At 39.9% G+C, this 23335-nt stretch carries 14 protein-coding genes; 13 read left to right on the forward strand and 1 reads right to left on the reverse strand.

Translation table 11 applies throughout. From position 1 onward, the window contains the following. Window positions 1–88: 88 nt before the first annotated feature. Both L1077_RS27585 and L1077_RS10480 read left to right on the forward strand, forming a co-directional pair. Entirely contained in the window at window positions 89–1306 is a 1218-nt protein-coding gene (locus L1077_RS27585) for a restriction endonuclease subunit S (protein WP_237136796.1), read from the forward strand. An 816-nt stretch (window positions 1307–2122) separates the two neighbouring features. Continuing rightward, complete coding sequence (locus L1077_RS10480) at window positions 2123–4321, forward strand: Piwi domain-containing protein (RefSeq protein ID WP_237136797.1); 2199 nt, start codon at window positions 2123–2125, stop codon at window positions 4319–4321. A gap of 176 nt (window positions 4322–4497) precedes the next feature. Here the strand turns inward: L1077_RS10480 and L1077_RS10485 are convergent, their stop codons facing one another. Further along, the gene (locus L1077_RS10485) at window positions 4498–5403 is read right to left on the reverse strand and encodes a DUF1444 family protein (protein WP_237136798.1); all 906 of its coding nucleotides are present in this window, start codon (window positions 5401–5403) and stop codon (window positions 4498–4500) included. Between the two features lie 563 nt (window positions 5404–5966). Between L1077_RS10485 and L1077_RS10490 the strand changes: the two genes are divergently transcribed. From L1077_RS10490 to L1077_RS10540, 11 genes are all read left to right on the forward strand, one after another. Then, window positions 5967–7118 carry a PPC domain-containing protein gene (locus L1077_RS10490; protein ID WP_237136799.1) on the forward strand — a complete coding sequence of 384 codons (1152 nt, stop codon included), beginning with the start codon at window positions 5967–5969 and terminating at the stop codon, window positions 7116–7118. Window positions 7119–7544: 426 nt separating this feature from the next. Continuing rightward, window positions 7545–7700 carry a hypothetical protein gene (locus L1077_RS10495; RefSeq protein WP_237136800.1) on the forward strand — a complete coding sequence of 52 codons (156 nt, stop codon included), beginning with the start codon at window positions 7545–7547 and terminating at the stop codon, window positions 7698–7700. Between the two features lie 283 nt (window positions 7701–7983). Next, window positions 7984–9510, forward strand: a complete 1527-nt coding sequence (locus L1077_RS10500; RefSeq protein WP_237136801.1) for an alpha/beta hydrolase — start codon at window positions 7984–7986, stop codon at window positions 9508–9510. A 67-nt stretch (window positions 9511–9577) separates the two neighbouring features. Beyond that, a complete protein-coding gene (locus L1077_RS10505; protein ID WP_237136802.1) occupies window positions 9578–11290 on the forward strand; it encodes an SWIM zinc finger family protein in 1713 nt (570 codons plus the stop codon). Between the two features lie 269 nt (window positions 11291–11559). Next, window positions 11560–13326, forward strand: coding sequence for a MotA/TolQ/ExbB proton channel family protein (locus tag L1077_RS10510; RefSeq protein WP_237136803.1), 1767 nt, complete (start codon window positions 11560–11562; stop codon window positions 13324–13326). Continuing rightward, window positions 13326–14030, forward strand: a complete 705-nt coding sequence (locus tag L1077_RS10515; protein ID WP_237136804.1) for an OmpA family protein — start codon at window positions 13326–13328, stop codon at window positions 14028–14030. Before L1077_RS10510 ends, L1077_RS10515 begins: the two co-directional genes overlap by 1 nt. After that, window positions 14030–15169 (forward strand): HNH endonuclease, encoded by a 1140-nt coding sequence (locus L1077_RS10520; protein ID WP_237136805.1) that lies wholly within the window; start codon window positions 14030–14032, stop codon window positions 15167–15169. Before L1077_RS10515 ends, L1077_RS10520 begins: the two co-directional genes overlap by 1 nt. Window positions 15170–15395: 226 nt before the next feature. Then, a complete protein-coding gene (locus L1077_RS10525) occupies window positions 15396–17810 on the forward strand; it encodes a type I restriction-modification system subunit M (protein ID WP_237136806.1) in 2415 nt (804 codons plus the stop codon). After that, the gene (locus L1077_RS10530; protein ID WP_237136807.1) at window positions 17810–19123 is read left to right on the forward strand and encodes a restriction endonuclease subunit S; all 1314 of its coding nucleotides are present in this window, start codon (window positions 17810–17812) and stop codon (window positions 19121–19123) included. Before L1077_RS10525 ends, L1077_RS10530 begins: the two co-directional genes overlap by 1 nt. Beyond that, window positions 19123–19995, forward strand: a complete 873-nt coding sequence (locus L1077_RS10535; RefSeq protein ID WP_237136808.1) for a DUF4145 domain-containing protein — start codon at window positions 19123–19125, stop codon at window positions 19993–19995. Before L1077_RS10530 ends, L1077_RS10535 begins: the two co-directional genes overlap by 1 nt. A 23-nt stretch (window positions 19996–20018) precedes the next feature. Further along, window positions 20019–23282 (forward strand): type I restriction endonuclease subunit R, encoded by a 3264-nt coding sequence (locus L1077_RS10540; protein ID WP_237136809.1) that lies wholly within the window; start codon window positions 20019–20021, stop codon window positions 23280–23282. Window positions 23283–23335 lie beyond the last annotated feature (53 nt).

The raw sequence follows: 23335 nt of genomic DNA on the forward strand, positions 1-23335 counted from the left end.
ATTTACCACTTCAATGTTGCACAGGCACACTAATATCTTGGGTGCATTGCTGCGTAATAACTCCCTTTAAAGAGCTGGGGGATATACTGTGAATTGGGCGAAGGTTAAGTTATCTGACATCGCTTTCTTCCAAGAGGGTCCTGGCGTGAGAAAGTGGCAGTTTAGAGATGAAGGTATAAAGCTCATCAATGTAAAAAATATCGTCAATGAAGTTTTAGTGACAGAAAACTCAGATAAATATTTAGATCCAGAGGAAGTGGATCAAAAGTATGCTCATTTTTTAACTCAAGCAGGGGATTTGGTAATGGCGTCCTCTGGAGCAACTTGGGGTAAGTTAGCATGGGTTGAGGAAAAGCATCTACCGCTGTGTATGAATACAAGTATGATTCGCTTTCAGTCGCTAGATCCAAATGAACTAGACATTAGGTACTTGTTTTACTTTTTAAAAACGGCGCAGTTTAGAAGGGATATGGAAAAGCTAATAACAGGGTCAGCTCAACCAAATTTTGGTTCCAGCCATTTGAAGCAAATAATCGTCCCACTTCCACCACTCGAAGAACAAAAGCGCATCGCCGCAATTTTAGATAAGGCCGACAGCGTGTGCCGCAAACGACAGCAAGCCATCGACCTCGCCGACGACTTACTCCGCAGCGTATTCCTAGATATGTTCGGCGATCCGATTTCTAATCCGAAAGGCTGGGAAGTTAAAAAGTTAAAAGAGATATCTAGCAAAATCGCAAGTGGTAACACGCCAAAGGGTGGCAGTAAGAACTATGTTGACGAAGGCATCACCTTTTTACGAAGTCAAAACGTTTGGAAAAACAAGTTATTACTGGACGACGTGGTTTATATCGACGAAAAAACTCATGAATCGATGAGTAAGAGTAGTTTGAAGCATAAAGATATATTGATGACTAAGACTGGTCGTATTAATACTGAGAACAGTAGCTTAGGTCGTGCAGCTTTGTATCTAGGAGACAATGGAAAAGCCAACCTTAACGGACATGTGTATTTTATCCGTCTTGTTGAAAATGTATTGCATGAATTTGTAGTTTTTATTTTAACTACAATGGAATACCGTGACTATATTCGCAGTGTGTGTGTTGGTGGAATAGATAAACGTCAGCTTAATAAAGATCATTTAGAGGAGTTTCCAATAATTTATCCTCCGAAAGAAATGCAAGTGCAATTTGTGGAGAGAGTTAATATTGCTAAAAGGATGTTGGAAAAAGCGAAAGTAGGGCTTAAAGAATCAGAGCAAATGTTCAATGGATTAAGCCAAAAAGCCTTCGCTGGCGAGTTATAGCGACTAGTGCAATACAAGAATAACAAGGAAGTTATATGTCATCCAATTTATTAAGTTGGAACTCAGAAAATTTCTCAACAGGTGGAAAAGGTACCAACCCAATTAATGTGGTTAGAGTCGTTGTTTCTAAATCAATGTAGGGTTGCTACTTATCGGTTTACTTAACCCGTGTTAAAAACGAGCGCAATGCAGTAAGTCGGGTTTTAGCAGGTGAAATGGTACCTTAAGTTGGATAAGCCGAAGGCGCCATCCAACAGTGGTGGTAAATCATAGGGCTGAGTTGTTGATTACACACTATTTGATAGTTCTTAGTCTCCTTGATAGTGGGCTTGGTTGATTGGGCAAGTGTCTTAGTCTTATTAACTAAATTGGGTTTGGCAGCGGTTCGTGAAAAATTGAAAGTCAGTAGAAGGGCTTAAAACTGAGCTTATTGTGAGCGAGTTTAATAAAAAACAACAGGGAATTTATCATGGACGACACTCAATTTTTTACCAATATAGATATAAATAATTATGTTCGCCAATGGTGGGGCCGCAAGAATCTATTATTTATTATTTGCCGATTATAAAAGAAGAGGTTTCAGCGGTTTTAATCCAAGTATCACATGGCTTGAATGACGGTATGATAATCGTTTGTCTAGATGTGTGTGAACAAGTATTCGTATGGGGTTTGGTGGTTTTGATGCCGCAGCAGCGTTAAACGAGCTTAAGCGTATAGAATCAATTTATGGATAGTTAAAAATCGCAAGCTTGTAAAAAATTTAAGCAAGCTCATTGGTACTAGTATGGATACAGTTAATTTTTTAAAGGATATAGTATGCAAGATCAGTTAGGCATCAGTGCGATGCAATTAAATAAGTCATTTTCACAAATTAAAGTTTATTGCTATCAAGTTGCATTTAAGCAGCAAATGATCAGTAGTGAAACCGCTCAAAAGATGCGTAAATTGGCGAATGAACTGAAATGGCAAAACAGCGCGCAAGCTGTGACTGATTTTGCGGGCTTTAAATTAATTAGCTTAGCACCGCTGACTAAGCTCAACTCCCCAGAAGCGGAAATAACCGAAATTGACCCAATCACGCTTAATGCTAACAATGATCATGAGCGTGAGACAATACAGCGCATAATCAACCAAGGCATTTACAGCGGAGCTCAGCGTTATGCTAGAGCCCATGGATTAATGTGTAAAAAAGCAGCCGCCGCAACGACTCAATTACTTGAGCAAATGCCATCTGATCGTATTGCGATAAATAGTACCTTCTTAGAGGTTTTTAAAACGGTAACGTTAACACCACAGCTACTTAGCTCAGGTACTTGTTTATTGCAGTTTGAGCTAAAACACAGCCTCGCAGCGAAACGACATGTAAATTTGCAATGGGTTTTAAAGCAGCGCAAAGCGTGGTTGGGCTCATTGCGGCGTGTTCGTAACCGCTATAAATCACACAACGATATGACTATGTCATTTGATTTTGTGGGGTTAGAGCCTGCATTGAATGCGCACAGTGTGCAAGAGGGCATGGCAATGAGTTTACTGGACTATCATTTATCACAAGGTAATTTAACACCAAGTGAGCTTGGTGCAGCCAAACAGTCAGCTGTGGTGAAAGTGCGTACAGCAAACGGACAACTCTTGTTTCACCTAGCGTATTTATTAGAGCCAGTATTTGACTTTGATAGTTTAAGTGCGTTGGAACCGGTGTTATTAAATCGCATTGCAACAAAGCTAAAATGGCAAGTCAATGAACGCATTCATCAAGCGCATGCATTGTGCGGAGGTATTGAATTTTCTGAGTTAGGGTGTGGTTTAATTCAGCTTTCTGATCCCCACATTAATTTTAATCAACTGGTAATGTCATGGCGTTTAAATTTTGCTAGTGGTAGTAGCATTAATGAAAAGGACGTTATTAAATATAAGGCGGTTAAACCTATTACCCGAAAGCGCATCGTCCCTGTGATTGTTGGAGAGCATAATGATACAGGACAAAATCGCCAAAGAATGACGGACTCAATCAATGCAATGCGTGCTTTATGCACCAAATCGAATAAGAAGGTGACCAAGTTTGTCGTGATTGATAATGAGCTTGAATTAGCGGGCCGCCTTGCAAATAAAGAAGTCACAGATGCTATCTTTTTAATTGGCTTGTGCGATAAGGCTAATAAAGCCAAATTACGTGATGAGGCTTTTATCAAAGGGGCTGCAACGCAGTTTATGAAACTTGATCACAAACCCAAAACTTACCAAACCACTTATTATCGTAATGTGGCAGCGGGACTATTTAGTAAAGCCGGTGGTCAACTCGCCGCATTGACCAATTTGCCAGGTAAAGTTGATTTATTTATTGGGCTAGATATGGGCGGCACCCATTTACGTTTTCCTAGTGTATCGTTTTTGTTTTCTGCCACTGGAGCGCAATTAGGCTGGCAAATTGCGGACTCTCAACAAGGTGAAAAGCTCAAAGGAAGTGGTTTAACAGAGCTACTCTATAAATGCATACGAAATTATGCACAAACACACAATGGCAATAAGCCACAGCATATTGTACTGCATCGAGATGGTAAGTTTTATGAAGATTTACATCAAATTAAGGCATTTGAACACGAACATGATTTAAAGATTACCGTAGTTGAGATACTTAAATCAGGCGCTCCTGTGTTATTCCGGCGAAGCCTTAACACCCTAGGAAAGAAAGAGTTTAGTAACCCGCACGTGGGTGACTACGCACTGTTAGAAGAAAATGAGGCGATACTAGCGACTTATAGTGCTCAAGAACTGAAAAAAATGGGTGAACAGGTAACGGTACGACCGCTGCGTATTCGAAAAGTATATGGTGATGCTAAATTTGTCGATGTACTTGAACAAATTACCGCATTAAGCCGAATACATGGTGCATCTCTTTATCGTCACCCGCGTTTGCCTGTTACTACGCACCATGCAGACCGTTTTGCCACATTGCGTCAAGATGTTTGCGTAGATGCCTTATCTAGAATGGACCGTCTATGTCCAGTATATTTGTAACACTTAGCAAGTACTAAGCTTTAAAAATCAGAATTTTAAAGTTAACTGCTCTGGCTCATTAACGGGCATGATTAATTAAGTCGTCAGCAGTTTGGGTTGCGGTGGAGCTTTGCGGTATTGCTAATCGTATGTAGATGGCGTTACTTGTATTATGACAAGCTACGCCATTTAAAAGCTTAAAACTGGATGCGTTTTAGTTCACCATCATGATATGTATATGCAAATGGCGATACGTTATAGGATAGGTTTGGGAACTCAGAATAAGCGAATACCGCGATTTGGTATAGTCCCGCCTCGTCGTCAAGTGGTACTACCAAAACACTACTTCTGTTGGGAAATACAATGCCGACAGGGCCGTTAAATGTTGCTTTAACTTGTTGTCTAAAATAGTCAGAAAACACTGCGCTTGCTTCATAGTTATCGTCAGCAACAAACATGTGTAGATTGCTGCTTTCATTCTCTGGCTCAATTTTTTGAAACTTTGCGTCTATTTTTTTTAAATGTGAGTCTAAATTTGTTTTTGCGATTTGTTTTAATTGCTCAGCTGGCAAATTTAGCTCATCTAATTTCTCTTTGCCAACAAACTGAATACTAGCTGGGGTGTCTATGGCTAACATTAATACGAGTTCATCATTGATTGGCTCGTAGTAAAAAGGGAAGGGAATATTTTTATCACCGGATTCATTAATTTTAGCTGTGAGCCCTTCAATGTAAGTAATAGGTTTTATCACAGGCCTTAACTGACTAATCTGTAATTTTGATTCATCAGTTAATAAATTAACGCTTTTACTTGAATTGATATGATCAGCAAATACATCTTCAAGTAAGTATTTCTCCTGCGAGTACCTTAAATACGAATTAGTTAAATCTGTTGAGGTGGTCATGCCTTTGTCATAAGTGATCTCAATTGATAAGTCACCAGTCACTTTGAGTTTCGCATCTTTTAAATGTTTTTGTGCCTCTTTCACATAGGCTTGGGTAAACGCTTGTTCTGACAGCAATGATGTAGAGCTTGGTGACGAGTTCGCATACAACGAAGAGAATAATCCCATCACGATAGAGACAAGTAGTGCTTTTTTCATTCTTTAAATCCATATAATAAGCTTTCATGCAGATAATAACTTTAATTAGCTAGAAAGTCTTTAGGTATTGTTTTTATTATATTTTTCATGGTTAATCGGAATAGTGAAAGGGCGCTGCTAGCTATGCTTAGTGTAAGTAGCGACTAAGACATATTACGTGATGCAGTAAAAGGATAATTTGATCCAAAAAGTGTTGAGGTAAAAGATGAGTCTACTGGTTCCGATACCAAGCATTGAGAGTGCCCGCCACCTCTCTCTTCAATAGGTTTAATCCAATCATGTATTTTAATGAAGTAGAATCACTCATACCTTTAATTATGTAAAAACAATGATTTATTAGTAGTGCAATTTTTTTTCTAAACAATGCGAAAAAAATGACGAAATTGCGTGTCTATTTTTTTAACCGATAATTTCCTAATTTTATTCCTGCCACTTGATAGTGGAAAAGCCAAGCATACAAAGTGACGGCTTCTGAGTTTTATACAAAGAATCACGTTACTTTTTCAGTTGGATTACTTACACCTTGGCTTATGACCATTTGTAAAGTTTAAAAGGATTAAAAAATGAAAGTACTAAATAGCCCTCTCATGATTGTTACTTTAGGTGTATCTATATTCGCATCTACTTCGATCTTCGCTGAATCTGCAATGCGTCTACCGTCGGATAGTTTGCAGTTAGAAAAACAAGGTGATGATCGCGTTTCGCCAGCGGTTACTTCGTCGAACACAAGGCCTTATCTATATGAGAACTCTAATTCAGTGGGTTCCGGTCAATGGAAGCACTTTGTTGTTACCACGGGATCAAGTAGAACATCTTTGAGTGCAGAGCTAACTCATATTTCAGCCGACCTTGACTTGTACGTTAGAAAGGTTACACAGCCAACACTATCAACCTATGACAAGCGTTCTTTTTTGGGAGGTTCAAAGTCGGAAGCCTTAACAACAAATGTAAGCGGAAGGGAAAAGTGGTATGTGTCAGTTCATAATCCTACTGGCAGTACCGAGAACTTCAAGCTGAAGGTCATCATGCGAGACAATAGCATAGCAGGCTGGGCAAGTGAAACGCATTTTCGTAAGGCTGATACGACTATTCGAGAAAGAATTGCAGCGCGAGCAATTAGTTCAAGTGGCCATTTTTCTGGTAACTCTATTCATGACAGTAGCGCAGTATATCTTACAGATATAGCGTATGGAGACGGTCAAAGGATCCGAGATGCAATGGCTGTGTATAAAGATAGAAATCAAGTAGACAATGCAACAACGAGACGTATGATGGGAGCAGAGTTGGATTCATATACAAATACGCATACCAAAAACTTACTTGTAGATAGAATTATTGATACTTACTCAGTACCTCTTCCGGTTACAGAGCAAGAGACATTAGACAGGCTAGGGATCCAAAAGCAATGCCTTGAGTGGGCGGTATCCACAGCGATAGCTGGAGGTGGGTCTGCGGTCGGGTATAGTGGAAGCAGCGTGTCTACACATTTAGTTAGACCAGGTATGGGGTTCTATAACGGAAATTCACATGCTGCCTTAATCATAGATGTAAAATCCGATGCGAATGGTGTTCCAACTCATGTTAAAGTCGCAGAGGCCAACTATGGTAATGGCTGGACAAACCCTGGTGGGCAAGTAGCCTGGGAACGCACAGTTCAAACCAACAGAATACTTGCTGTTAACAGTTATAATATTGTGAAATATGATGAATACTAAGCTGCTAATGCCACTTTCTGTATTTATTTAACGATTAAAAGAGAAAATAGTTAGCATCATTAGATGATAATAATCTTCATTTAATGATGCTCAAAGTCCGTATTCAATAATTAATTTAGTTCCCATTATTTAATAAGTTAGACGTTTATTATAGATAATAGCTTATTTAGATTTGGGTTAGATTCAACAAACAATGACCAACGCCCTACCAAATAGTTAAACGATAGGTGTTAAGCCAGTTTTTTATTGTATTTCCTATTCTTAATTTAAAGTGCTTTTGAACTAAAGACGTTACTTGAGTGCTAGGCTGAGCTTTCTAGTTTGACCAAAGTCTCTGCGTTACCCTTTTTACGTTGTTTTTCCATAAAATTTTTAAATATATTTGAGGTGTAGTTTATGTTCATTTGTTATCATCGGGTTTGTTTTTTGTTAAAGGGAAATGTCCATGATTACTTTAATCAATTGTCTGATTTACAAGGTGAAAATGCAAAAATCCAAGAGCTGAACAATCAATTAAAGGCAGGTATTGATAACTTAGAATTAAATAGTATTTCGGGCTGTGTGATACAAAATCAATCTTAATAATCTAAAGCAGCTTTTTTAATACTAAAACCCTGTCAGAGTGTATTGTTTTTTGTTTTATCACCCTTATATTGTCAATAAATATTTTCATATATCTTGGTAGAGTACCTGGGGTGGCTGCAGTAACTAAAAATGATTATAAGCATTGTAGTAGTCGCCCAGCTCGTTATCAGTAAAGTATGATCTCGATATTCAGAGCGGTTTATATTTATAGTTTAGTGAACCGTATACAGTATATGAGAAAGAACTAAAACCGTTTTTAATATAGGGGGAAGTTAACGATATGTTTAATCAAAAGCTAGGTAACCTGACATTAGCGTCGTTGAGAAGATTTTTACCTGAGACACTGCCAAGAGAGTTTAAGCTATGCTCTAGTGACAGGTATTTCTATGCTTTATACGATGAAGATACATTTAAAGTCATCACCAATAGGGGCGAACATAGCTTTGATATATATGAATTATTGGAGCTTTTGAGTGAGGTATTGGTAATCGAAAGCGTCAAACCAAAGCCTTACATGGATGCCCATAAACATGTCAGTTATAAGTTGCCAATCGTTCTATGGCTATTAGAAACATATATGGTAAATACATTCGATATACCTTTTGAAATGGTTGAGCATGCTTTTGGCTCTGAACTAGCAGTGGCGAAAGGGTTTGACTCAATAGAGGAAATACGAGCATTACATCGACAAAAGTTCTTAAACGAAGCGAGTTTCAATTTACCTTCAGAAGATAGATACTCTGAAGGTGACAAAGTCATTAAACATAAAGATTACATCAAGGTCGACTTAGATGCGCTTTTGCCAGAGGAGGCGCAATTAGATAGCACACTTATTAACGTTAAGTATGCAACGACACGTGAGACTTTAGATACTGCATTGCAGCAATATACCAATAAGATATCAGAGACTGTGAATTACGGTCATGCGCAATTATCGATACCTGTTGATCACGTTTCCGGTCGGATAGAGCGTCCATCTATTTTTGACAAAGCATTAAGCATTTTTGGTGTAGAGGCTGAAAACAAATCTAAACACATTGTGATTAGGGATTTACAGCCTATGGACGAGGGGGACTTTTTATCTGACTTTAATGATTCAGATTCTGCATTTATTTTCATACATGGCTACAATGTGTCTTTTGAAAGTGCTTTATATCATTCGGCACAGCTGAAGTTTGATTTAGCATATAAAGGCGAGTTTGTGCTCTTTAGCTGGCCTTCGTTTGGCTCGTTAAAAGACTACGCAGGTGACAAAGAAAGGGCTGTTGGTGCGGGGGAGCACCTCGCTAAATTAATTCAAGATATCTCTAACTCTAAAGCTAAAAACATCTATATTTTAGCCCATAGTATGGGAAGTTATTGTTTATCTGAAGCGATTAAATATTTGGCGAAATCTGTATCTAGTTTACAACCTAAATTAAGAATCGCCCTGGCTGCCCCTGATATCGATCGCGAGGCTTTCAAAAAGCAATACGCAGCTCGTTATTTAAGTTCTTCTGAAGGCGTATCGATCTATTCTTGCGAAAAAGATAAAGCACTGATGATGTCTAGATTGGTTAATAACTCAGATCGTTTAGGGTTTTCTGATCCAATAACCGTTGTAGATGGAATGGACACTATTGATGCGTCTCCATTAACTAATAAGTGGTTGAATAAAGTCAAATTGAATCACTCTTATATATTTCAGCATAACTATTTAATTACAGACTTATATCATTACTTTTTTGACCGCAAAGCTGCCAGTCAAAGGAGGCTCAAACCTATGGTGTTAGAACAGCAGAAATACTGGGAATTGCACCCTTGTTAATTGAGTAAAAATGATAAATTTTATTGTTTGTTAAAATTGTATTTTATAACTAATTTGTGAACCAGATATGAGTCCAAAACCGTCAATCAAAGTAGCCTTTACCGAATCCGACATTAAACAGCTGTGTGATGATGAAAAAATATTTTTAAAAGGCAGAGCGTTAGCAAATAAAGATGAAGTGAAAAAGCTGTCTTTTAAAAATGAAGCCATTCATGCAGTAGTGCAAGGGTCTTCGGATTACGACGTTGAATTAGATCCTGAAGCACTTAATTGGTGGGCTTGTAATTGTCCTGCTGCCCGTTATCAATCAATGTGTAAGCATATAGTAGCCACATCATTGACTTTGCTGAGACCTGAAGGTGCAACCAAAGTCGCGGACTCAGACTCAGAAAGGGAGCAAATAAAACAGTATGTTAATGACACCCTAAATGCAAAGAATCCAGATGTTTTGATGCAAATGTACTTGGATTTATTGGCTAAAGATGACTTACTTTGGCAGCAAATGTTAAGTAAAGCTCTGCTATCAAAGGGGAGTGTGAGCTATAAAGAGTTAAAGTCAATTATAACAAAAGCACTTCCGCTACAGGATATTTGGGAATGGCGAGAAGTAGACCGTTATTTTTTGAACGCAGAGAAACAGTTAGACGCCATTTGGACGTTGTTAAATACACTGGAAGTCACAGTTCAGTGGAAATTGCTCAATTATATTTTAGAACGTCTGAATAAAGTACTGTTAAGAATTGATGACTCCAGTGGGGCACGCTTTGGTATAGAAGGCACGTTGTATGAACACATGCCAAAGGTGTTTACAACTCTCCCTTGGAGTGAAGACGAAAAAGCAAGGTGGTTATTTGATAATTTGGTTAACCCCAAGTTTGATGTATTTCCATCTATCGAGTCCAATTTTGCCAGTGAAGTTCAAACCAATAGCGCATTTTTAATTAAGTGCAAACAGTACATTGAGCAGCCCCAAATGGAGCAAGATGGTTGGGTGAGCAAATCTGTAGTTGATGTGTTACTGAGGTCAGCGAATAGCTGGCAAGACAAATTAAACATAAAACTAAAAGTTGCCGTAACAAGTAGAGATTATTTAGAGGTAGCAGAGCTTTGCCTTGATAATAGCGACGACCTTGATGCTGAACATTGGCTAGAAAAGGCACGAAAAGTAAATGGCAGTCGTGATAGTGTTGCGTGTGATAGGCTAGCGATAAAAATAAAGCTACATCAAGGTGACTTGCAAGGCGCGTGGAGGTTAGCGAATTACGTGTTTTCAGTCCATCCTAGCTTTTCTGAATACGAAGCTCTGGTTGTTTTTAAAAAACAACACAATATAGACGATGATGATTTTATCACACGGGCTGAGCAAAAGTTTATCGCGGCGACGAAAAAAAGCAAACAATACGGCAGTTTAGCTTTTGACAACTTATTAGCATTTTATATAGCACAGCAAGAGCTTAAACCAGCTTGTCAGTTGATAGAAAGTTACAATGCAAATGATGATTTAAAAATTAAGTTAGCGAATGTGCTGATTGTATCATCACCAACTCAAACACTTGATTTATATGGTCAGGTAGTCAAAGAAAAAATCAGTTGGACTAATAACGATGCATACCAAGAAGTCATCAAACTACTTTTAAGCCTAGAAAAAAAGCTGCCCAGCAAAGCGCTGAAGCCGTTTTATCAATTAATTGGTGGTCTCGCGCATAGTAATAAGCGTAAACGCAATATGTTTGCATTGTTTAATAAGCACTTTGAACAAGCAGTGAGAGAGTATAAGTAACAACGGTTTGAGTATTTTTAATGCGCTAGCCAAGAAACCCAGCTAATAATATACACTGTACTGGCTCTACTCAATTAAAATAGGAGGCGTTTTTTATTCTTTAAATTACTTAAATAATTATATTTTTCATGTGGTTGTGTTTTAGGTTCGGTTGATAATTATACTTTAACTCTGCTGTAATATATTGTAATGTTTTTGAAACCCTGATTTGGGTAACATCCTGCGCATTTGGCTATAAATATTTTCATTTGAGTTGAAAAGGACCTTTTATGCAATCGGCAGTATCTAACAGTTTTATCGGCTCTAGCGCTGATTTAGTCACAGCTATTATTTGTGGTGTGCTTGCAGTTATTTTCTTTTTTGGCTTTTGGCATGCTAAAAATAAAAAATCCCCCGAGTTTGTTAACTATGTTCCTACTTTACTTACTACAATGGGTATTTTTGGTACGTTTCTAGGCATAGTTTTAGGTTTATTCCACTTTGATCATACGCAAATAGACTCAAGTATTACTGCATTACTAGATGGGCTGACAACTGCCTTTATTACCAGTTTGCTGGGGTTGTTGTTATCCATTATTTTTAAGTTCACTCAAACCACGTTTTTTACGCAAAGTGAGGTCGAAGCTGTGTCGAACGCTTCGCCAGAGGCTATTCTAGCAGCCATAAAAGCGCAAACGGTTGCAACCAGCGAGCTAAAAGATGCACTAGTCGGAAATGAAGAAAACACTTTGCTGGGCCAAATTAAAATATTGCGATCAGATGGCAACCATAATTTTATGCAAGCACAAGCATTGCAAAAAGAGCAATTTGAGGCACAGTCGCAAAGGCAAACAGAATTTGCAGATAAGCTTTGGATCAAACTGCAAGATTTTGCAGATACATTGTCTAAATCGGCTACAGAAGAAATTATTGCCGCTTTAAATAACGTGATTGCCGACTTTAACCAAAAGCTCACCGAGCAGTTTGGCGACAGCTTTAAACAGCTTAACGAGGCAGTCTTTAAACTCGTTGAGTGGCAAGAAAACTACCGTATTCAACTCGAAGAAATGAAAGCACAGTACAGCCACGGGGTTGAAGCCATTGTGAAAACCGAAGGATCAGTGGCAAGCATTAACGAGCACGCAAAATCAATTCCGCAGTCTATGGATACCCTTACAGATGTCATGGAAGTCAATCAGCACCAATTGGCTGAACTAGAAAGGCATTTAGCCGCGTTTGAGCAAATGCGCGACAAAGCGGTGGAAGCAGTGCCTCAAATTCAGCAACATGTTCAACAAACCGTTCAGGATATTGGAGCTGCGGTAGAAGAAGCAAGCATACATTACACATCATTATTAACGCATTCTGACGAATACATAAATAAACACATAAGCTGCTCAGAAGCGCTATTAGATAAGTTTGTTAGTACTACTGAGCAAGGTATTGACGCCGTTGGCAACAAACTGATCAGTAGCTCAGAAAATATGGGTAAAGCGCTTGATCTTGCCAGCACAGAGTTTACACATTCAGCCACCAGAACAAATGAAAGCTTGCAAACCAGCTCAGATCACTTAGCCGATGGCAGTGACAAGATGCAGCAGCATATTAAAGACGCGGTTTCAGATTTAAACAACAACATGCGTGACTTAATTGAAAAAGTGGTCGTTGAAGCGCGTACCATGACCACCACGTTTAAAGAGGCAAATTCGGAGCTTGCGCAAGATACCAAACAAGCAAGGGATACCTTTGTTACAACCAATAATGAAGTCTCCGAACATATTAAACGCATTGTTGACCAAGTAGCTCAAGAGCAAATGCAACAAACCCAGCGCACGTTTGTGGCCATTGAAGAAGCCGCGAACCAACAACTCATTAAAACACATGAAACCGTTGAAAATCAGCTCAAAATGATTGACCAGTCTATGCAAGAAGAACTCACGCGGGCACTGCAGTTGATGGCTAATTCACTGGGTCAAATCTCTGGCAAATTTGCAGATGACTACCAAGTGCTAACACAGCAAATGAAGCGGGTAGTTGACCAAGGAGCGGCGGTGTAATGGAGCATATTTTTGGTAAGCGCAAAGCGTCAGAAGAGGGCGGTGAGCATTGGCTGTCTATCTCCGACCTGATGGCAGGCTTAATGATGGTTTTTTTATTTATCGCCATTGTATTTATGCGCCATACCATGAAAGAAAATGAAAAAATAAAGAGTGTTGCAGTCGCTTATCAAGAAAAACAAGTCGCCATTTATGACTCGCTGATGAAAGAGTTTGAAAAAGACCTAGCAAAATGGGGCGCTGAGATCGACAAAGAAACACTGGCTTTTAATTTTCAATCACCAGATGTGTTGTTCGATGGCGGCGAAATTGACATAAAACCGCGATTTGCACGCATACTAGATGACTTTTTCCCGCGATATTTAAACGTACTCAAGCCATTTCGTAGTTCAATTGATGAAGTCAGGATTGAAGGCCACACCAGTAGCGAGTGGAACAAAGGTAGCACCGAAGAAGAAGCCTATTTTAAAAATATGAAGCTGTCACAAGGCAGAACTCGGGCGGTTTTAGCCTATTTATATAACTTAGTGCCAGAAGAAACGGCTTGGATAAAACGCAATATCGCGGCAGTTGGCTTTTCTTCGTCGCGTTTAATTTTGACTGATAACGGCAAAGAAGACGCCGAGCAATCACGGCGAGTGAGCTTTAGGGCCATCACCAATGCGCACATTCAGATTAAGCGCATTTTAGAGGCGCAAGAGTAATGAAAATTTCCATAAACTTTGAGCAGCTTGAAAGTGCAGCTTTAAAAATGGGCGCGCCCAGCAGGCACATTGAATTAAGCGCAAGCCTTGAACAGTTAAGTGAAATAGACAGTGGCTTGGGTGAGGGGTTGGTACTTGGAGAAGACCTTGAGCTTTCGGAGATTGAAAACACACATAATTTGCTGTCGTACAAGGGGCGGCAAATTATGCTTTATATTCCAGAGCAAAGGAGCCACATCGAAGAAGTCATACATAATGGCAAGATAGCGCAAGCAAGACGTTTGCATGTTGCCGAGTGCGGTACCATTGAAGACATGCGCAATAAAGGCTTTCTTGAGCGCTATCAAGTGACCAATGACATTAGTGGCAGTTACCCTGTGATGGGGCATCAGCATTACCGAGGTGAGGTAATAGAAGGCAAAGCTGAGCTGGGGGTATGCAAAAATTGTTTACGCATTCTGAATTACAAGGGCTATGCAGACCTCAAAGGTGAGGCAAAAGACAAGGTGTTTTTAGAGCTGAATCTCGCAGAGCTCTTTGAGTCTTACAGCTCCTACTTTAAACACTATCCCACGCAAAAAAAATCCATCGGCAGCTACACCAAAGACTGGGAGCAGGTATCTGCAAATTACCGTCAACAGCAAAACTATACCTGTGAGCAGTGCGGAGTCGCACTATCAAGCCATAAGCGATTACTACATACGCATCATATTAATGGTGTAAAAACAGACAACGCTGTAAACAATTTAAAAGCCCTGTGTGCTGATTGCCATACTAAGCAACCTAACCACGACCATATGTATGTTTCCCACGAGGATAGCTTACTCATAAATCAGCTTAGACGTGAGCAACATAAATTTGATTGCAGTGAATATTCAGACGTTCTCCAGTATGCAGACTCCGCCCTCAAAGGCCTATTGTTAAAGTGCCAAACATACCGACTACCCACGCCTGAGTTAGGTATTTGCATAAAACATGGTAACGAGTTGGTATCGATTGACCTCGCTTGGCCGCGTAAAAAGTTTGCCGTGGTGATAGAGCACGCACAACTTACGCCATTAAAAGCATTGGGCTGGGATGTATGGTTAGCCAGTGACGGGCTCGCCAACTTTTATGCGATGCAAAAATACATCCGCTAGGGCTCAATTTTAGGTAGCAAAAAGGGTATGATATTGCCATTAAAAACAGCTGGTTTTGGTTTTCAGCCAGCAAACAAGGTCCATTGCCTTCGTGCGTAAAACCTAAATTAGATGGCACTTGTTGGAACGAATTAACAAATCGGTTGTGAAATATCAGTTGATGAATTCACGACCGGAAATAAATAAAAAGTCATTGCTTAGCTGCAATGACTTGCTGGAAAAATAAATGACGAATAATAACTTCTCTCAAACCGCTGCTTTTATCTGGTCAGTAGCTGACTTACTTCGCGGTGACTTTAAGCAATCTCAATATGGTCGCGTTATTTTACCTTTTACGCTTCTACGTCGCCTAGAGTGTGTATTAGAAGAATCAAAAGACGCTGTTGTTGCACAGGCTGAAAAAGTAAAGGCCATGAACCTGCCTGAAGAAGCACAGGAAAAAATGCTGCTTCGTGCGACTCAAACAGAAAAAAACAAAAGCGGTTTGTCATTCTTTAATACCTCGGCAATGAACCTTGGCAAAATGGGCCAAAGTGATATTAAAGACAACCTTGAAAACTACATTCAGTGCTTTTCAAAAGATGCCCGTGAAATTTTTGAACATTTTAAGTTTGATGAATTTGTTGGCCTGCTTGACGATGCTAACTTGCTTTATAAGGTGGTTGAAAAGTTTTCTAACACAGACTTAAGCCCTAAAGCGATTTCAAACCACGACATGGGTTTGGTGTTTGAGGAGTTAATCCGTCGATTTGCTGAAAGCTCAAACGAAACCGCAGGGGAGCACTTTACCCCGCGTGATATCGTACGTTTAACTACGTCGTTGGTATTTATGGAAGACGATGACGCCCTAACCAAAGACGGTATTATCCGCACCATATATGATCCAACCGCAGGTACAGGCGGCTTCCTATCGTCAGGCATGGAATATGTGCATGAGCTAAACCCGAAAGCAGTGATGCGTGCCTTTGGTCAAGAGCTTAACCCAGAGTCATACGCTATCTGTAAAGCCGATATGTTGATCAAAGGGCAAGATGTCAGCCGTATTAAGTTGGGGAATACCTTATCAAACGACCAACTACCGATCGATCAATTCGATTACATGCTATCTAACCCACCATTTGGTGTGGATTGGAAAAAAATCGAAGGCGATATTAAAGATGAGCACATTCTAAAAGGCTTTGATGGTCGCTTTGGAGCAGGTCTCCCGCGTGTGTCAGACGGCTCGTTACTATTTTTAATGCACTTAATCAGTAAAATGCGTGACACTACCTCTGTTGAAGGCAATATCAGCGATGGTGGGCGTATTGGTATTATCTTAAATGGCTCACCACTGTTTACAGGTGGGGCAGGCAGTGGCGAGAGTGAGATCCGCCGCCATATTCTAGAAGCCGACTTATTAGAAGCGATTATCGCTTTGCCAACCGATATGTTTTACAACACAGGTATCGCCACGTATGTGTGGGTTCTTTCTAACAAGAAAGATGCAGGGCGCAAAGGCAAAGTGCAGTTAATAGATGGCTCTAATTTGTGCGGTAAAATGCGCAAATCACTTGGCTCTAAACGTAACCTAATGAGTGATGATGATATTAAAACCATCACGCGTGCTTTTGGTAACTTTGAAGTGATTGACGCACGTCCTGTTGATAAACCAGTTGAAGAAAAGTCTAACCGTGGGCGTCAATCAACGACCCCTAAAACAGAAGCGCCGAAAACCTTTGCGAGCAAAATTTTCAATACCTACGAGTTTGGTTATCGCCGCATTACAATTGAGCGCCCACTCAGATTATCATCACAAATAACTGATGAAGCAATTGAATCACTGCGTTTTGCGCCAAAGCCTTACAACTCAATCATGCAGCGCATATATCAAGATTATAATTCGTCTTGGACTGACGAAACCTATGGTCAGTTAAGTGAAGTTGAAAGCGAAATTCGCCAGCTTATAAAAGCTGAGTTCAGTGAGCTAAAAGAAAAGCAAATCAAAGATGTGCTGGATAGCAAAATCTGGTTATTCCAAAAAACACTAATGGAAAAAGTGCAAAAGCTTCAGGTAAAGCTTGGTGATACCTTAGGTGGTAAAACAAACTGTTCTGATGACTTTAACCAGTTCGATATTGACTACAACAAAGCGCTAAAAGCCATCGATATTAAATTTGATACTAAAGAGAAAAAGCAATTCTTAGATGCTGTCACCACTAAAAATCCAGACGCAGAACGCGTTGTTGATAAAGCCTTAAAAACGGGTGCTGATGAGCTTTATGGAGCATTTGAATACCAAGGCGATGTAACAAAATGGCAAAATAAAATAGTGTCATTCAAACAAGATGGTGACTTGCGTGATAACGAAAATGTGCCCCTAAGCGGTGCTTATGAAAAAGGTAAGAGCACTCCAAGTATTACCACATCTGATTTAATTGAAACTTACTTTAAAAAAGAAGTAGCGCCACACGTCGCGGATGCTTGGATTAACGCTACAAAGCGTGATGAAAAAGATGACGAAATTGGTGTGGTAGGGTATGAAATACCTTTTAATCGTCATTTCTATGTATATCAACCACCTCGTGCTCTAGAAGAAATTGATGAAGATCTTGATGCCGTAAGTGCTGATATTATGAAGTTGCTTCAAGAGGTGCATTCGTAATGAAAAGACGTTATCAGGCTTATCCAGAGTACAAGGAATCCCAAATTTTTGGAATCTCTTCTATTCCAACTCATTGGTTGGTTGGGAAAGTTAAATTTGTAACTAATAACTTGGATAAATCAAGAGTACCGTTGAGCGCAGATGAAAGGGGAAAGAAACAAGGTGTATATCCTTATTATGGCGCATCAGGAATAATTGACCATGTTGATGAATATATTTTTGATAGTACGAATATATTATTTGGCGAAGACGGTGCCAATTTATTAGCTCGAAGTACACCGATTGCTTTTTTAGCTAAGGGGAAGTATTGGGTTAATAATCACGCTCATATTCTCTCACCTAAAGATCGATTATGCGAATACTGGGTAAGAGTCTTAGATAGTATTGACATTACTCCTTTGGTGAGTGGTTCAGCACAGCCAAAGCTCACAGCCGAGGCTTTAGGTAATTTGAAGTTAGTTTTTCCTCCATCGCTTGAGGAAAGAAAATTAATTTCTGATTTCCTCGACCATGAAACAGCCAAAATCGATACCCTCATCGAAAAGCAACAACAGCTTATTAAGCTGTTGAAAGAAAAACGCCAAGCGGTGGTCAGCCATGCCGTTACTAAAGGCTTGAACCCTGAAGCACCGAAGAAAGACTCTGGTGTGGAATGGTTAGGTGATGTACCTGAGCATTGGAAAGTTAGTAAGTTTGGTTACATATCACAGGTGGTGCGTGGAGGTTCGCCTCGTCCAGCAGGAGATCCTACATTGTTTAATGGTGACTATTCACCTTGGGTAACAGTCGCAGAAATTACTAAAGATGATGAAATCTATCTCACTAAAACAGAAACATTTTTAACTAAAAAAGGCAGTGAGCAATGCCGAGTGTTTTCTTCTGGAACTCTGCTTCTGTCAAACAGTGGAGCAACTTTAGGAGTCCCTTCAATTTTAAAAATTGATGCCAACGCTAACGATGGCGTCGTGGGTTTTGAAAGTTTGCAGCTAAATTCTGAATTTGCCTATTTTTACCTATCGACATTAACAGAAGATTTAAGAGAGCGGATAAAGCAGGGGTCAGGTCAGCCAAATTTGAATACGGATATTGTTAAAGACATTGCAGTACCAGTTCCACCAGAAAATGAAGTGAATGAAATAATAGACTCTATTAAGCAGCTTCGAAATAGGTACTCTAACTTAATCGCCAAAGCCGATAACGCGATAAAACTCATGCAAGAACGCCGTTCTGCCCTAATTTCAGCCGCAGTCACAGGCAAAATTGATGTACGTAATTGGCAAATGCCTGAAGTGAGTGAAGAGGAAGTGGTGTAATGGATTTAAACTTATGGAAGGGAATTTCTAGTTTTGTTGCAATTGATAAATATCCGACACTACCTTGCCCATATTGCGCTGAAATAGGCTTGAAGTTAGAACAGTCGAGTATTCAAGCACGCGTTGTTACTGAAGGAAAGCTCCTTGAAGCGAGCAAGCGATATCAAAGGGACAAAGATGAAAGTGAAAAAAAGCGCAAAGAAAGGCATAGCGATATTGAAGAATCAGACCCTTTTTTGGTCAAGCTAATTTTAGTTGCATTTGATTATTATTCGGAGGCTACCTCGCCAATTAACGGAGTGCCTCATCTTTTTAATAGTTTTTTCCATTGCGAAAAGTGTGATGGGAATGTATCGGCTTCAGGTGTATTACTTAAGGCTAAAAAGGGTTTAGAAGACAAGGCAAAACCTGATTTTGTAAAGGTTGAACATTTTTCTCCAACGGTGCCAATCTTCCACCTTTCTGAAAATACACCTCATGAAGTAGGTAAAGAGCTATTTGATGCCTTTAAGCATTTCCATTTTGATACGCCTTCATCTGCGTCTAAATTAAGACGCGCTATAGAACGGTTTTGTGATGATATGAAGCTCGATGGAAACGTGCTACACAGTCGAATAGATAAACTGAAAGAAACGCACCCTGAGGAAGCTAAACAATTACTTGCACTCAAATTGATAGGTAATGAAGGAACTCATGGCTCAGGTGTAGATGAACTTGATTTGCTGTATGCATTTCAGATTTTTCAGGTGGTATTAGAGCTTTATGACCGTAAAGCTAGGCTCGACTCAATCCAAATTTGTTATAAAAAGTTAGCAGATAAATACGATAAGAAAAAGCAAAAACAACTAGTGCACAAAACTCCTGCGGTATAACTAAATAGTTAATGGAATTAATGATGAATGACGCAACCCAAGAAAAAATTTTTCAAAACGATATTATCACTCAAATGGTGGAAAATGGTTGGGTGCAAGGCCAACCTGAACACTATAATCGTGAGTCAGCCTTATATGAGCAAGATGCACTCGCTTTTGTAAAAGAAACACAACCAAAAGAGTGGCAAAAGTTTTGTAAAGTTTACCCGATTGATTCAGAGCGCCACTTTATTGATGCGCTCGTGGTACAGCTTAAAAAAGCGGATGTAAATGCAACTGATAAGGCATCACGCACTTATGGTACTTTAGGTGTACTGCGTCACGGCTTAAAAATACGTAATGCGCGTTTTTCATTATGCCAGTTTAAGCCAGAGCATGATTTAAACCCTGAAACCCTTGCCCGTTACCAGAAGAATATTTGCCGCATTGTACCTGAGCTTGTGTACAGCCCATATGCAACAAAAGAGCATTTAGCTGAGACTGGCAAAAAAGCTAAGGCATGGCGCATTGACTTGGTGCTGTTTGTTAATGGCTTGCCTGTATCAACATTAGAGCTTAAGTCTGAATTTAAGCAAGCCGTAGAAAATGCCATTAAGCAATATAAGCGCACTCGTTTACCAAAAGACCCTGCGACCAAGAAGCCAGAACCACTATTAACCTTTAAACGCGGTGCGTTAGTGCACTTTGCTGTAAGCCAATATGAAGTCTATATGGCAACTAAACTGGCAGGTGACGATACCTTCTTCTTACCGTTTAACAAAGGTACAAGCGAAGGTGGCGCGGGTAATGATATTCCAACGCGCTCTAATGAAAGGGATCTAAACCGCTATGCGACAGATTACTTGTGGAATGAGGTTTTAACGCCGGATAACTTACTCAATATAATTGGCCGCTTTATTCACTTACAGATTGAAGAGGTCGAGGATTGGGAAGGTCGCAAAACCAAAAAAGAAACCCTGATATTCCCGCGTTATCACCAATGGGATGTAGTGACTAAGTTGATTGGTGCTGCCATAGAAGAGGGCACGGGCAATAGATACCTTGTGCAACACAGTGCAGGGTCAGGTAAATCAAATTCGATTGCTTGGACAGCACATCAGCTTTCAACCTTGTATGATACAAACGGCAACAAGCAATTTCATTCAGTGATTGTGGTAACAGACAGAACAGTTCTTGATGATCAGCTACAAGATACCATTTATCAATTTGAACATGCTGATGGTGTGGTTCAAAAGATAAACACTAAGGAAGATAAAGGTCGTTCTAAATCTGAAAAGCTTGCTGAAGCTTTAGAGAATTCAGCGCCGATTATTATAGTAACTATTCAAACCTTCCCGTTTGTATTACGTGCAATTGAAAACTCTACCTCGCTCAAAGAGCGTAACTATGCGGTCATTGCTGATGAAGCGCACTCATCGCAAAGTGGCTCTACAGCGCGTCAGTTAAAAGAAGTATTAATGACTGATGAAGCGGATGATGATACAGAACTCAACTCTGAAGATATTCTAGATGCAACGATTGCGGCTCGCCGTGGTAGCGCCAACTTAAATTACTATGCCTTTACGGCAACACCCAAGGCTAAAACACTAGAGTTATTTGGTCGCAAACCCAACCCTGAGTTACCTGCATCTAAACAAAACAAGCCAGAAGCGTTTCATGTTTATTCAATGCGCCAAGCCATTGAAGAAGGCTTTATTCTTGATGTATTGAAAAACTACACCAATTACCAAGTCGCTTATCAATTAGCACAAAAAATAGAAGCGGCTGATCAAGAGGTAGATAGTAAAAAGGCCAAAGTAAAACTGAATCAATGGGTGCGCTTGCACGAATACAACATCTCACAAAAGGTGAAGGTGATTGTTGAGCACTTTAAAGACAACGTGATGGGCTTATTGGGCGGCCAAGCAAAAGCCATGGTTGTGACTAGCTCTCGTAAAGAAGCTGTGCGCTATAAACTAGCTTTTGATAAATATGTGACAGAAAACGGCTATCAGTCTATTCGCGCTTTGGTGGCGTTTTCAGGTGAAGTTGAATTTAACAAAGATGATCCTGACTCTATTGCTTTGCTTGATCAAAAGTTCACTGAAAAAAGCATGAATCCAGATCTTAAGCAAGATATGCGAGAGGCGTTTGACACCGACAGCTATCAACTCATGCTAGTGGCTAATAAGTTTCAAACAGGATTTGATCAACCGAAGCTTTGCGCCATGTATGTGGATAAAAAACTGGGTGGTGTTGAGTGTGTTCAAACGCTATCTCGTTTAAACCGTACTTACCCTGGTAAAGCGCAGTGCGGCACGTTTGTACTCGACTTCTTCAATGACCCTCAAGATATTTTAGATGCCTTTCAGCCTTACTATCAAACAGCAGAACTCGCTGATGTAACAAACCCTGATGTGGTATTTGAGTTAGATGAAAAGCTACGCACCAGCGGCATATTCTTATGGAATGAAGTTGAACAATTCTGTGAAGCATTCTTCACTAAAAACAAATCAAATGCAGCTATCAGTAATATTTGCAAGCCTGCGGTAGACCGTTGGCAAAAACGCTATAGCTTAGCGGTAGACGCATATATTCAAGCCAAAGACATGTTTGAGCGCACCAAAAAAACAGGTGACGCAGTGCTGATTGCCAATGCTGAAAATAGCTTTAAAGAGTGTAAGCAAGAGAAAGATCGCCTTGAAATCTTCAAAAAGGATTTAGGTAGCTTTACTCGCTTTTACGAGTTTATGTCGCAGATAGTCGATTATGACGACAAAGAGCTAGAGAAACTTAGCTTATACGCACGACACCTTCGCCCGTTATTACGCGAAAAGGTGATTGAAGAAGATGATATCGACCTTGATAACGTAGTCATGAGCCATTACCGCTTATCTAAAATTCGTCAGCAAGATATCAAATTAAAAGAAGACAGTCCCGAATCCCAGCTTGAACCAAGCAGTGATGTGGGTAGTGCAAAGGCGAAGGACAAAAAAGAAGAGTTTATGTCTAACATTCTTGCACGCCTGAATGAGGTGTTCATCACCGACAACCTCACTGACAAAGACATGATCAACTACGCATTTACCGTGCGCGACAAGCTCACTGAAAATGAGTCCGTTATGAAGCAAATAGCCAATAACTCCCGTGAACAAGCCATGCTCGGCGACTTCCCTCAAGCCATTGATGACGCGATCTTAGACAGCAGTACTGCTCATCAAGAGCAAATGATGCAGTTGTTGTCAGATCCATCGAAAACAGCGCAGTTTGCGAGAGTGGTGTTTGATATGTTGAGTGGGTTTAAGTGATAGGCATGTTAAATGGATGAATTAAAAGCTGTTCCGTAAAACGAATTTATAGA

This window comes from Pseudoalteromonas luteoviolacea (genome assembly GCF_021654285.1).
Classification (GTDB): Bacteria; Pseudomonadota; Gammaproteobacteria; order Enterobacterales; family Alteromonadaceae; genus Pseudoalteromonas; species Pseudoalteromonas luteoviolacea_J.